Source organism: Saccharopolyspora sp. 6V, assembly GCF_020176785.1.
Classification (GTDB): Bacteria; Actinomycetota; Actinomycetes; order Mycobacteriales; family Pseudonocardiaceae; genus Saccharopolyspora_C; species Saccharopolyspora_C gregorii.
Genome location: NZ_JAIUKB010000079.1, coordinates 11,838 through 24,569 on the forward strand (window position 1 = coordinate 11,838; position 12,732 = coordinate 24,569).

At 72.7% G+C, this 12,732-nt stretch carries 6 protein-coding genes; 1 reads left to right on the forward strand and 5 read right to left on the reverse strand.

Annotation, left to right across the window (positions count from 1 at the left end; translation table 11 throughout):
• Positions 1–5: 5 nt before the first annotated feature.
• The 3 genes from LCD35_RS16320 to LCD35_RS16330 form a co-directional block, all read right to left on the reverse strand.
• Complete coding sequence (locus tag LCD35_RS16320; RefSeq protein WP_224960315.1) at positions 6–203, reverse strand: MbtH family protein; 198 nt, start codon at positions 201–203, stop codon at positions 6–8.
• The gene (locus LCD35_RS16325) at positions 200–7,339 is read right to left on the reverse strand and encodes a non-ribosomal peptide synthetase (RefSeq protein WP_225044416.1); all 7,140 of its coding nucleotides are present in this window, start codon (positions 7,337–7,339) and stop codon (positions 200–202) included. The genes LCD35_RS16320 and LCD35_RS16325 overlap by 4 nt, the downstream gene beginning before the upstream one ends.
• A 469-nt stretch (positions 7,340–7,808) precedes the next feature.
• Complete coding sequence (locus LCD35_RS16330) at positions 7,809–9,125, reverse strand: GNAT family N-acetyltransferase (RefSeq protein ID WP_224978246.1); 1,317 nt, start codon at positions 9,123–9,125, stop codon at positions 7,809–7,811.
• A gap of 440 nt (positions 9,126–9,565) precedes the next feature.
• On the opposite strand from LCD35_RS16330, the gene LCD35_RS16335 reads away from it, so the two are divergent.
• Positions 9,566–11,140, forward strand: coding sequence for a long-chain-fatty-acid--CoA ligase (locus tag LCD35_RS16335; protein ID WP_225044417.1), 1,575 nt, complete (start codon positions 9,566–9,568; stop codon positions 11,138–11,140).
• Positions 11,141–11,191: 51 nt separating this feature from the next.
• On the opposite strand, the gene LCD35_RS30500 is transcribed toward LCD35_RS16335, so the two are convergent.
• Together LCD35_RS30500 and LCD35_RS16345 are read right to left on the reverse strand one after the other, a co-directional pair.
• Positions 11,192–11,950, reverse strand: coding sequence for a PaaI family thioesterase (locus LCD35_RS30500; RefSeq protein ID WP_224959832.1), 759 nt, complete (start codon positions 11,948–11,950; stop codon positions 11,192–11,194).
• A complete protein-coding gene (locus LCD35_RS16345; RefSeq protein ID WP_224959831.1) occupies positions 11,935–12,699 on the reverse strand; it encodes a crotonase/enoyl-CoA hydratase family protein in 765 nt (254 codons plus the stop codon). The genes LCD35_RS30500 and LCD35_RS16345 overlap by 16 nt, the downstream gene beginning before the upstream one ends.
• Between the last annotated feature and the right edge of the window lie 33 nt (positions 12,700–12,732).

Here is a 12,732-nt window from a genome sequence, read left to right on the forward strand (position 1 = left end):
CCGATTTACACGCTGTTGCGGGCCGGGCGGATGTCCGTCCAGTGCACCTCGATGTGGTCCAGGCAGGACTTCCGGTCGGCGGGGCCGTGGGCGACGGTCCAGCCGTCGGGCACTCGGATCCGCTCCGGCCACAGCGAGTACTGGTCCTCGTCGTTGATCAGGGCGTAGAACGAGCCGTCGGCGTCGTCGAACGGGTTGCTCATGCTCCGGAACTCCTTCGTTGGTCGGAGGCGGTTCGCTGGTCGGAGGCGGTTCGCCGGTCGGACCCCGCGGCGCCGCGGAGCCGATCTTCGACGATGGCCGCGATCTCGGCGAGCGGGGCGGGGCGGGTCATGTCCTTGTGCTCGCAGGCGATGTCGTGGTTCTCCACGACGCCGTCCACGTACGGCTCCCACATCCGGGGGGTGAGCGAGGCCTTCGCCTGGTTCTCGGTGGCGGTGAAGAACAGCAGGTCGCCGTGGAAGGTGCCGTGGTCGGCCTCGTTCTCCAGCACGGCGCAGTTGGCGAAGTTGTCGATGATCGCCTTGACGGTGTGCTCTTCGAGGTTGGCCAGGGCGCTGCCCTCGGCGGAGAGGATCTCCATCACGTCCTCGCGGCGCAGCGGCCCGTCGCCGAGCCGCGCCATGTCGTAGCCCGCCATGTACAGCAGCGCCTTGAGCGCCTCCTCCTCGGTGGGCAGCACGTCCCACACGTCCTTCGGGTACGAGTCCAGCATGCAGAGGAACCGGACCTGTTCGCCCTGGTCCTGCAGCTGGGTGCTCATCTCGTGGGCGATGACGCCGCCGAAGGACCAGCCGAGGAAGTGGTACGGCCCGTGCGGCTGCACGGTGCGCACGTGCTCCAGGTACTCGGCGGCCATCGCGGCGAGGTCGTCGAGCACCGGTGCCGGTTCGTCGAGCCCCCGGGACTGCAGGCCGTAGAGCGGGCGCTGCGGGTCGATGTGCTTCATCAGCCCGGAGAACGGCCAGGCGAGCCCGGCGGCCGGGTGCACGCAGAACAGCGGTTCCTCCGTCCCGTCGGTGCGCAGCGGCAGCAGGATGCCCAGCGCGTCACCCTTGCCGCCGGTGCGGACCCGCGCGCCGAGGCCGGCGACGGTGGGGGCGGCGAACAGGCTGCCGACGTTGAGCTTCACGCCGAGCGCCTCGTCGATGCGGGCGATCAGCCGGGCCGCGAGCAGCGAGTGCCCGCCCAGGTCGAAGAACCCGTCGTGCACCCCGACCCGCGGTAGTTCGAGGACTTCCGCGAACAGCTCGCACAGCACTTCTTCGGTGGGGTCGCGCGGCACGGCGGAGCCGACGGCGGCGGCCAAGTCGGGTTCGGGCAGCGCGGCGCGGTCCAGCTTGCCGTTCGGCATCAGCGGCAGCGCGTCCACGAACACGATCGCGGCGGGCACCATGTAGTCCGGCAGCGATTCGGCGACGTGCGCGCGCAGTTCCGCCTGCTCCACGTCCTGCTGGGCGACGACGTAGCCGATGAGCCGCTTGTCACCGGGCCGGTCCTCGCGGACCACGGTGGCGACCTGGCCGACCGCGGGGTGGCGGGCCAGCGCGGCTTCGACCTCGCCGGGTTCGATGCGGAAGCCGCGGATCTTGACCTGGTCGTCGGCCCGCCCGGCGAAGTCCAGCGCCCCGTCGGAACGCCACCGCACCAGGTCGCCGGTGCGGTACATCCGGGAGCCGGGGGCGCCGTACGGGTCGGCGACGAAGCGTTCCGCGGTGAGCCCGGGCCGCTTCAGGTAGCCGTGCGCGAGCCCGGTGCCGGAGACGTACAGCTCGCCGACGACGCCCGGCGGCACCGGGCGCAGCGCCGCGTCGAGCACGTACAACCGGGTGCCGGGGTCGGGGACGCCGATGGGCACCGAGGTGCCGGTGTCCGGTTCGCAGTCCCACAGCGTGGAGTTCACGGTCGCCTCGGTCGGCCCGTAGCAGTTCAGCATCCGGCGGTCCCGGGCCCAGCGCTGCACCAGGTCGGCGGGCACCTTCTCCGCGCCGCACAGCAGGGTCGCGTTCGGCGGCAGGTCCACCTCGGGCGGGAACATGCCCATCACGGACGGGCCGATGGCCAGGTGCGTCACCCCGTGCTCGGCGGCGTAGTCGGCCAGCGGCGCGCCCGGCACCCGCCGGTCGGCGGGCACCACGACGAGGGTGCCGCCGGAGAGCAGGCCCATGCAGATCTCCCAGAACGCCACGTCGAAGCTCGGCGAGGCGAACTGCAGCACCCTGCTCTCGGCGGTGACGCCGACCCGCTGCGCCTGGGTGGCGACGAGCCCGGCGACCCCGGTGTGCGGGACGACGACGCCCTTGGGCCTGCCGGTGGAACCGGAGGTGTAGATCACGTACGCGGGATCATCCACAGTGGACTTGCGAGGCGGGGTGCCGGTGGGCCGTGCGGTGAGCGCCGTGCGCACCTCCGCGTCGTCCAGCAGCACCGCGGGCGCCCCCTCGGGGACGCGATCCGAACGCGCCAGCACCAGGCCCGGCTCCGCGTCGTCGATCATGTGCTGCAACCGGTCCGCCGGGTAGTCCGGGTCCAGCGCCAGGTAGGCCGCGCCGGAGGCCAGCACCGCGAGCAGCCCGATGATCAGCTCCGGGGACCGCGGCAGCATCACGCCGACGATCCGGCCGGGGGCGGCACCGCGCTCGATCAGCAGGTGCGCCAGCGCGTTCACCCGCTCGCCCAGTTCGGCGTAGCTGAGCTCCACGTCCTCGAAGACCAGCGCCGGCTCGTCCGGGTGCGCCGCGATCCGCGCGTCGAGCAGGTCGGGGAAGGTCGCGGGCCGCACGTCCTGCTCCGGCACCGCGTCGCCCCAGCAGAAGATCCGCCGCCGCTCCTCGGCGTCCAGCAGGTCCAGGTCGCCGATCGGGGTGTCCGGGGCGGCCGCGGCGGCGGTCAGCAACCGCACGAAGCGGGCGGTGAGCGCTTCCACGCTGCGCTGCTCGAACAGGTCGGCGCTGAACTGGGCGACGCCGTCGACCCCGTCGCCGGTCTCGCGCATGCTCAGCGCCAGGTCGAACTTCGCCGCCCCGGCGTCCACCGTGTCCACAGTGGATTTGAGGCCGGGGAGTTCGGCGTGCACCGCCTCCGCCTCGCCCCAGTAGGCCAGCATCACCTGGAACAGCGGGTGCCGGGCCAGCGAACGCGACGGGTTGAGCACCTCGGCGAGCCGCTCGAACGGCAGTTCCGCGTGGTCGTAGGCGGCCAGGTCGGCCTGGCGCACCCGGTCCAGCAGTTCCGCGAACGTCGGCTCCCCCGAGGTGTCGGTGCGCAGCACGAGGCTGTTCACGAAGAACCCGACGAGCTCGTCGAGCCGGTCGTCGCCGCGACCCGCCACCGGGGTACCGATGGGGATGTCGGTGCCCGCGCCGAGCCTGGTCAGCAGCGCGGCCAACCCGGCCTGCACCACCATGAACGGGCTCGCCCGGTGCGCCGCGGCCAGCGCCCGCAGGTCCCGGTGCAGCGCGGCGTCGAGGGAGAACCGCACGGTGCCGCCGCGGTGGCTGGGTGCCGCGGGCCGCTGGTGGTCGGCGGGCAGCGCCAGCTCGTCGGGCAGCCCGGCCAGCTCCGCCCGCCAGAACGCGAGTTCGCGGGCGGCGAGGCTGTGCTCGTCCTGCTCGTCCCCGAGCAGTTCCCGCTGCCACAGCGCGTAATCCGCGTACTGCACCGGCAGCGGCGGCCACTCCGGTGCCGCACCGCGCAGCCGGGCGGCGTAGGCGGTCGCCAGGTCGCGCAGCAACGGCGCCATCGACCACTCGTCGGTGGCGATGTGGTGCAGCAGCACCAGCAGCACGTGCTCCCGCTCGCCGGTGCGGAACAGCTCGGCGCGCAGCGGCGGCTCCTGCGCCAGGTCGAAGCCGTGCCGGGCCGCGGTTTCCAGCGCCTCGTCCAGTTCGGCGGCGGCGACCTCGTGCACCGGCAGCTCCGGTGCGGCGGCGGGCAGCACCCGCTGCCGCGGCTCGCCCTGCCGGTCCGGGAACGTGGTGCGCAGGCTCTCGTGCCTGCCGACGACGTCACCGAGCGCGGCGCGCAACGCCGCCACGTCCAGCTCGCCGGACAGCCGCACCCCGATCGGCAGGTTGTAGGTGGCGCTCGGCCCCTCCAGCCGGTGCAGGAACCACAGCCGCTGCTGGGCGAACGACAGCGGCACCTCGTCCGGGCGCGGCACCGGTCGCAGCTCCGGGCGGGCCCGCAGCGCCGGTCCCAGCCGCCGCACCAGCCCCGCCACCGTCGGGTGGTCGAACAGGGTGCGGATGGAGACCTCCACCCCGAGCTCGCCGCGCACCCGCGCCAGCAGCCGCGTCGCCAGCAGCGAATGCCCGCCGAGGTCGAAGAACCCGTCGTCGATGCCGACCTCCGGCACCCCGAGCACCTCGCCGAACAACCGGCACAGCGCCGATTCGACCTGGTCCCGCGGGGCGCGGCCGGTGGCCTGCGCCGCGAAGTCCGGCGCGGGCAGCGCCCGGACGTCCAGCTTCCCGTTCGCCGTCAACGGCAACGCGTCCAGCAGCACCACCGCGGACGGCACCATGTAGTCCGGCAGCTCCGCGGCCAGGTGTGCGCGCAGCTCCGCCGGGTCGGCGGTCGACACCGCGTAGCCGACCAACCGGTGGTCGCCCGGCTGGTCCTCGCGCGCCACCACCGTCGCCTGCGAGACCTGCGGGTGGGCGGCGAGGCGCGCCTCGATCTCGCCGAGCTCGATGCGGAACCCGCGGATCTTCACCTGGTGGTCGGCGCGGCCCACGAACTCCAGCAGGCCGCCGTCGCGCCACCGGGCAAGGTCGCCCGAGCGGTACATCCGGGTGCCGCCCGCGCCGAACGGGTCGGCGACGAACCGGGACGCGGTCAGCCCACGCCGTCCCAGGTAGCCGCGCGCCAGGCCCGCCCCGGCGATGTAGAGCTCGCCGACCACGCCCGGCGGCACCGGCTGCAGGTTCTCGTCCAACAGGTACACCCGCAGGTCCGGGATGCCGCGGCCGATGAGGCTGCCGTCGCGGCGCGCCACCAGCTCGGGGTCCAGCTCCACGTACGAGACGTGCACCGTCGTCTCGGTGATCCCGTACATGTTGATCAACTTGGGTGCGTCGGGGTGCCGCGCGTACCAGTCGTCGAGGCGGGACAGGTCCAGCGCCTCACCGCCGAACACGACGCGGCGCAACGCCAGCTCCCGGCTCGGCTCTGGCGCGTTCCGGTCCGCCTCGACGAGCTGGTAGAACGCCGACGGCGTCTGGTTCAGCACCGTCACCCGCTCCCGCACCAGCAGGTCCAGGAAGTCCTCCGGGGAACGGCTCACCTCGTGCGGCACCACCACCAGCCTGCCGCCGTGCAGCAGCGCGCCCCACAGCTCCCACACCGAGAAGTCGAAGGCGTACGAGTGGAACAGCGTCCACACGTCCTCGGTGCCGAACCCGAACCACGGCTCCGTCGCGGTGAACAGGCGCACCACGTTGTGATGCGGGATGACCACGCCCTTCGGCTGCCCCGTCGAACCGGACGTGTAGATGACGTACGCGGCGTGGTCCGGGGTCAGCGGGCCGCGCTCGCCGCCGAGCGGATCCCGCTGCGAGTGCTCGGCGATCTGCGCGGCGCTCGCCGGGTCGTCCAGCAGCAGCCGCGGGATGTCGGCGGGCAGGTTCTCGTGGTGCGCGGTGTCGCTGATCAGCATCGCCGGCTCGGAATCCGCCACGATGTAGGCGATGCGGCTCGCCGGGTTCCCCGGGTCCAGCGGCAGGTAGGCGGCACCGGCCTTGAGCACCGCCAGCACCGACACCACCAGCTCCGCCGAGCGCGGCAGCGCCAGCGCCACCAGCTGCTCCGGGCCGACCCCGTGGTCGATCAGGCAGTGCGCCAAGCGGTTCGCCCGCGCGTCCAGGTCCGTGTACGTCAGCTGCTCGTCGCCCCAGGTCAGCGCCACCGCTTCCGGGGTGCGGCGGACCTGGTCCTCGAACAGTTCCGGCAGCGTCTTCGCCGACAGGTCGGGGCCGACCGGGCCGCCGTTCCACTCCTCCAGCACCAACCGCCGCTCGTCGGCGGACAGCAGGTCCAGCTCGCCGACCGCGCCGTCCCCCGCGGCGAACCGGTCCAGGAAGCGCAGGAACCGCTCGCGGTGCGCGTCGACCTCGTCGCCGGTGTACAGGTCGGGATTCGCGTCGAACTCGAAGCGCATCCCGGTGCCCGCCGTGTACACCGACACCGTCAGGTCCTCCACCGGGCCCGCGGCCAGGTTGTGCACCGTCGAGGTGTGCTCGCCGAAGCACAGGTCGTAGTCGAACGCCTTCACGTTGATCATCGGGCCGAACAGCGGGCGATCGGTGCCCAGCAGCCGCAGGTCCCGGCGCAGGTCCTCACCCCGGTACTGCTGGTGCTTGCGCACCTGCCGCACGGCCTTCGCGACCTGCGCGATCAGCTCGTCCCGGGTCGTCTCCGGGGTGACGGCCAGCCGCAGCGGCAGCACGTTCACGACCATGCCCGGCACCCGCGACGCCGCCGAACCGAGCCGCCCCATCACCGGCAGGCCCAGCACCACCTCGCGCCGGCCCGTCACCCGGTGCAGGTAGGCGGCGAACGCGGCGATGAACGCGTCCGGCCAAATCGTGCGGCTCTGCTGCGCGGCACCCGCCAACGCGTCCGCCGCACCCGAACCCACGTCGGCGACGCGGCGCACGAAGGTGCGCGCGGTGCGGCCCGACCGGCCCGCCAGCGTCGTCGCCTCCGGCTCGTCGGCGAACGACTCGCGCCAGAACCGCCGGTCCCGCTCGAACTTGTCCGACCCGCGGTAGTCCTGTTCCGCGTCGAGCAGCGCCGACAGCGGCTCGAACGGCGAATCCGCCGGCTTCTCGCCCGCGACCAGCGCCGAATAGGCCTCCGCGACCCGGCGCAGCACGATCGAGAAGCCGTAGCCGTCGATCGCCACGTGGTGGATCCGCTGGTACCAGAGCCAGTGGTCGTCGGCGAGCTTCACCAGCGCCGCGGTGAACAACCTGCCCCGCTGCCCGCCGACCGTCAGGTCGACCGGTTCCGCCAGGTCCGCGCGCATCCACCTCAGCGCCGCGGCCAGCGGATCCGCGTCGCCGCTGACGTCCACGACCGGCAGGTCCAGGTGCCACGGCGGGTCGATCACCTGGCGCGGGCCGTCCGCCGCCTCCACCACCCGGATGCGCAGCGACTCCGCCTCGGCGAGCACCACGTTGAGCGCGTCCTCGAACAGCTCCGGCTCCACCGGGCCGTGGATCTCGACGTACTCGCTCGTGTTGTAGATCGGGTTCGCGCGGTCGAGGGCCTGCGCGAACCAGATCCCCGCCTGCGCGGCGGACAGCGGCAGCGACACGTCCAGAGGCTCCGGCATCGTTCTCCCCCACGGGACACGGACAAAGTAAGGCTAACCTTATTTCACCGTCCGCCGAGTGACCAGAACCCCTGCTGCGTGCGCTACCTCTCAGCGGGGAGGCGTCCACCCGGCGGTAACCACCCGAGCCCGTGGGGTGAACGGACCGTTCGTCCCATCTAGTTGGTCGAACGGTCCGTTGACTCGGGCTGCGCACCCGCGGCGGAGGACCTGGATCCGCCCGCCCCGGGAACGAGTGAACGGACCGTTCGCCCAATCCCGTTGGACGAACGGTCCGTTCACCGTCGAAGTCCTCCCACCCACCGCGCCGGATCATCGTCCGCGAGCACCGGGGTGAACGGACCGTTCGTCCCGTCTGGTTGGTCGAAGGGTCCGTTCACTCCCCGCGCTCTAGCGCCGGTTGCGAGTGAACGGACCGTTCGTCCCGTAGAACTGGACGAACGGTCCGTTCACCTGCGCGGGAGAGCTGTCAGCGGTCGTGCACCATCAACGCCGAGTTCTTGCCGGGCAGCCCGACCTCGCGGGCCCGGACGAAACCCGCCTTCCCGAAAGCCGCCACCGACGCTCCGTTGTGGACGTTCGGCTCGGCGACGACCCGCGCGCATTCCGGATCCGCCGCCAGCAGGCCGTGGGCCACCGCCTCCAGCAGCGACGAGCCGAAACCGCGCCCGATGGCGTCCTTCTCCCCGATCGCGATGTGCACGCCGAGATCACGCGGGTGCAGCGGGTAGCAGGTGGCGAGCTTGTCGCGGACCACCCGGTACAGCTCGACGTAGGCGACGTCCCGCCCGTCGCGCCGCACGATGCACGGCACCGAGTGCTGCCCGCCGAGCTGTGCGCCGAGCTCGTTCCGCCAGCGCTGCAACGACCACGCCTGGTTCCAGTTGACCGCCACGTGGTCTTCATTCATCCACCGGTGCACCAGCTCCGGGTCCTCCGAGTTCAGCGCGACCGGCCGCAACGACCAGCCGTCGCCAAGTTCCGGGACCGGCACCCCGGGCACGCCGTCCGCGGCGGTGGCGCGCATCGGGTTCGGCACCTCGTAGCGCACGGGCGAGACCGCCACCTTGCCCTCGGCCAGGTAGCGCAGTCCGGAACCGTTGAGCACCGCCAGGTCGGTCAGGGTGGCGCTGTCGAGCCAATGCCGGATGACCCGTTCGGTGTCGGGGTAGGTGTCGGCGAGCGCGCCCAGCTCCTCGGCCAGCGCGACCAGCAGTTCCTGCTCGTCGGCGACTCCGCGCAGTCCGAACCGGCCGATGGCGGCCAACGAGCGGCGGGTCAGCAGCCGGGCGGTCACCTCGGCCAGGTCGGCGCGCTCGTCGAGGTTGCGCAGCGCCGGCGTCACCGTGCTCTCCACGTGCGAGGCGAGCCAGCGCCGCGCCTCGTCCTGCGACGACACGCCCTGCCCGAGCACGTCGACCTCGTCGTTGCCCGTCAGCGGATCCACCGCGCCGGTGCGGACCGCGTCCAGCAGCCAGTCCAGCAGCGTGCCCGAACCCTCGGCGTTGATCGGGGCGTCCGCGGTGGCCCGGCCGCGTGCGTCCGCCGAGCACGCCGCGGCCAGCAGCGCGGAGTCGGCGAGGTCACCGGAGTCCGCCACCCGGATCGGTCCGAACCCGTGCGCGCCGGTCGGTGAGCGGTAGGTGACCTCGGTGGTGAACCGCAGCGGCCCGATCGTCACCTTCAGCGGACCCGCTTCGATCGGGGTGTGCGTTTCCGCGAGCCACCTCCGCAACAACAGCGCCGCCCGCGGGTCCACCTGCACGTTCTCGGCCACACCTGTCACACGCCACCTCTTCACGCTGCGTTGGGAACGCCGACCCTAACTCAGCCGACCGGGTAACGGACCTGCCTTCTCCGGTGCCCCCGGTCACCACCTTCGCGGAGTGAACGGACCGTTCGACCAACTAGATGGGACGAACGGTCCGTTCACCCGAAACCTGGCACGGCCGACCGGGTGAGGCAGCTCCAGTGCCCGTCCCTCCGATCCGGGTCCCGGGTGAACGGACCGTTCGTCCAAGCGGATCGGGCCAACGGTCCGTTCACCCCTGGCGGCCGGCGGCAGCGGGGAGCTCCGAGCAGCATCGGCCGGAGTGAACGGACCGTTCGACCAACTAGATGGGACGAACGGTCCGTTCACTCCGCTGCCGGGGCGACACATTTCGGGGCCGCGGCTCGTTGTCCTCCACGTCACCCGGACCCGTCGTCAACGCCGAGGAATCGCCGATGCACACCACACGCCCCACCGGTACCGGCATGACCAGCAGCGACCAGATCGCGCGGCACGCCCGCAAGATCCCCGACGCGGTGGCGCTGCGCTTCGGCGACGCGGGCCGCACGTACCGCGAGCTCGACGAGCGGCTGAGCAGGCTGGCGAACGCGCTGCTGGCGCGCGGGGTGTCGGCGGGCGACCGGGTCGCGGTGCTGGGCTTGAACGGCATCGAGGTGGTGGAGGCCTACCACGCGTGCGGCAGGCTCGGCGCGATCTGCGTGCCGATCAACTTCCGGCTGGTGGCCGACGAGGTGGCGTACGCGCTGACCGACAGCGGCGCGGTCGCGGTGGTGGTGGACGCGGCGCTGGCCCCGGTGCTGGCCAAGGCGCGCGCGCAGGCACCGGAGGTGCGCACCGTCCTGGTGATCGGCGGGGCGGACACCGGCGCGGAGGGCTACGAGGAGGCGCTGGCGGCGGCCGATCCGGTCTCGCCCGGTGTCGACGTGGACGAGGACTCGCCCGCGTTCATCATGTACACCTCGGGCACGACGGGCCGCCCGAAGGGCGCGGTGCTGACGCACCACAACCTGCTGCTGCACTCGTTCAGCATGATGGCGCACCTGGGCACGCCCGCCGGGGAGCGGGTGGGGATCTCGGGTGCGCCGCTGTTCCACATCGCCGGGGTGTCCACGATGTTGCCGAACGTGCTGCTGGGGGGCTGCACGGTGGTGTCGCGCTCGGGCCGGTTCGATCCGGCGGAGGTGGTGGACGTGCTGGAGCGGGAGCGCGTCACGGACTGCTTCTTCGTTCCGGCGCAGTGGCAGGCGATCTGCTCGGTGCCGGGCATGGCCGAGCGGGATTGGTCGGCGTTGCACCGGTTGTCGTGGGGTGCGGCGCCCGCGTCGACCCCGCTGCTGCGCCGCCTGATCGAGGTGTTCCCGGACGCGGAGGTGGTGACCTCGTTCGGCCAGACCGAGTGCAGCCCGGTGACGACGCTGCTGCGCGGGGAGGACGCGCTGCGCAAGATCGGTTCGGTGGGCACGCCGATGCTCAACGTCGAGGTCCGCGTGGTGGACGAGGAGATGAACGACGTGCCGCGCGGCGAGGTCGGCGAGATCGTGTACCGCGGCCCGACGGTGATGCAGGGCTACTGGGGCAAACCGGCGGAGACCGCGGACGCGTTCGCGGGCGGCTGGTTCCACTCCGGCGACCTGGTGCGGGAGGACGAGGACGGCTACTACTTCGTCGTCGACCGCAAGAAGGACATGATCATCTCGGGTGGGGAGAACATCTACTGCGCCGAGGTGGAGGACGTGCTGGCCGGGCACCCGAAGGTCGGCGAGGTGGCGCTGATCGGCGTGCCGGACGAGAAGTGGGGCGAGACCCCGCTGGCGGTGCTGGTCGCGCGCGACCCGGCGGATCCGCCGACGGCCGCGGACGTGGAGGCCTACTGCCGCGAGCACCTGGCCGGCTACAAGCGCCCCCGCCACATCTCGGTGATCGCGGAGCTGCCGCGCAACCCGAGCGGCAAGATCCTCAAGACGAGGCTGCGCACCGCCCGCGCGGACGGCGAGCTCCCCGACACCTGATCCGGGCGGACGGCCCGCACGCGGACCGGGCGGGCCGTCCCCCTGCGGGAGCTACTTCTCGGACCACCGCGGCGGCGGGTTGTCGCCGAAGATGCGCTCGGCCTGCTCGGCGGTGGGGATCACGAAGATCCCGCTGGCTTCCACGAGGACCCGGTCCGGTTCGTCCTCGGTGGTGATGGTGGCCTTCGGGCCGGTGCGCCGATCGGTGATCGAGTCCTCCGGCACCCAGGCGGTGAGCCGCAGCGGGGTTTCCAGCGGCACGGGCCTGCGGTAGCGCAGCGACAGCGACACGGTCATGCCGGGGCGGCCCTGGGCGGCGTGCGCGTGCCCGAGGATCTGGTCGACGAGCATGGCGCTGATCCCGCCGTGGGTGTAGCTGTGCGGGCCTTCGTAGGCGAGCCCGAGCGTGCAGGTGCCGGTGGCGACGCCGTCGGCGACCCGCACCCGCATCGGTGGTGCGATCGGGTTTCCGGGCCCGCTGGCGGGGTTGTACATCCGCCTGCCGGGTTTGGCCTCGTCGAGCGTCGGCGGCACGTGCCTAGTGCGGCTCGCTTCGGTGAGCGGGCCGACGAGGTCGCGGGCCTGGTCGGCGGTCTTGCGCAGCGTGGCGGCGTCCACCTCGGTGCCGGCGGCGGCCTGGACGAGTTCGCGCAGCGCGTCGCCGAGTTCGCGCGCGGCGCGGGCCCGGTCCTGGGCGTGGTCCTCGCCGGAGCCGTCGGGCTCGCGTTCGGCGTCGGACTGGCGGTATTCGCTGATGACGGGTGTCTCCTGGTCGTTCCGGTGGTGCGCCGCGGTCACTCGCCGCGCCACACGGGGGCGCGCTTCTCGGCGAACGCACGGGCGCCTTCCTGCGCGTCGGCGGAGCCGAACACGGGCCCGGCGATCTCGGCCTGCTCGGCGAACGCCTCGGCGTCGGTCCAGCGCAGCGCGCCGGAGACGATCCGCTTGGTGGCGCGCACGGCGAGCGGCCCGTTGGCGGCGACGCGCGCGGCGAGCTCCTTGGCACCGTCGAGGGCGCCGCCGGGTTCGGTGAGGCTGTTGACGAGGCCGTGGGCGTGCGCCTTCTCGGCGGTGAGCGGGTCGCCGGTGAGCGCGATCTCCATGGCCAGCTGGTACGGCAGCGCCTTCGGCAGCCGCAGCAGTCCGCCCGCGGCGGCGACGAGCCCGCGCTTGACCTCGGGCAGCCCGAACTTCGCTTCGCGGGAGGCGACGACGAGGTCGGCGGACAGCGCGAGTTCGCAGCCTCCGGCCAGCGCCCAGCCTTCGACGGCGGCGATGAGCGGCTTGGACGGCGGCCGTTCGGTGAGCCCGCCGAACCCGCGGCCGGGCACGTGCGGCCGTTCGCCGCGGGTGAAGGCCTTGAGGTCCATGCCCGCGCAGAACGTGCCGCCGGCGCCGGTGATGATGCCGAGGACGAGGTCGCTGCGGGATTCGAGTTCGTCGACGGCGGCGGCGATGCCTTCGGCGACGGACGCGTCGACGGCGTTGCGGGCTTCGGGCCGGTCGATGGTGATCACGGCGATGCCGTCGCCGAATTCGGTGCGGACGCTCTCGCTCACGTGCTGCTCTCCTCCTGCTCCGCGCCGCCTGGC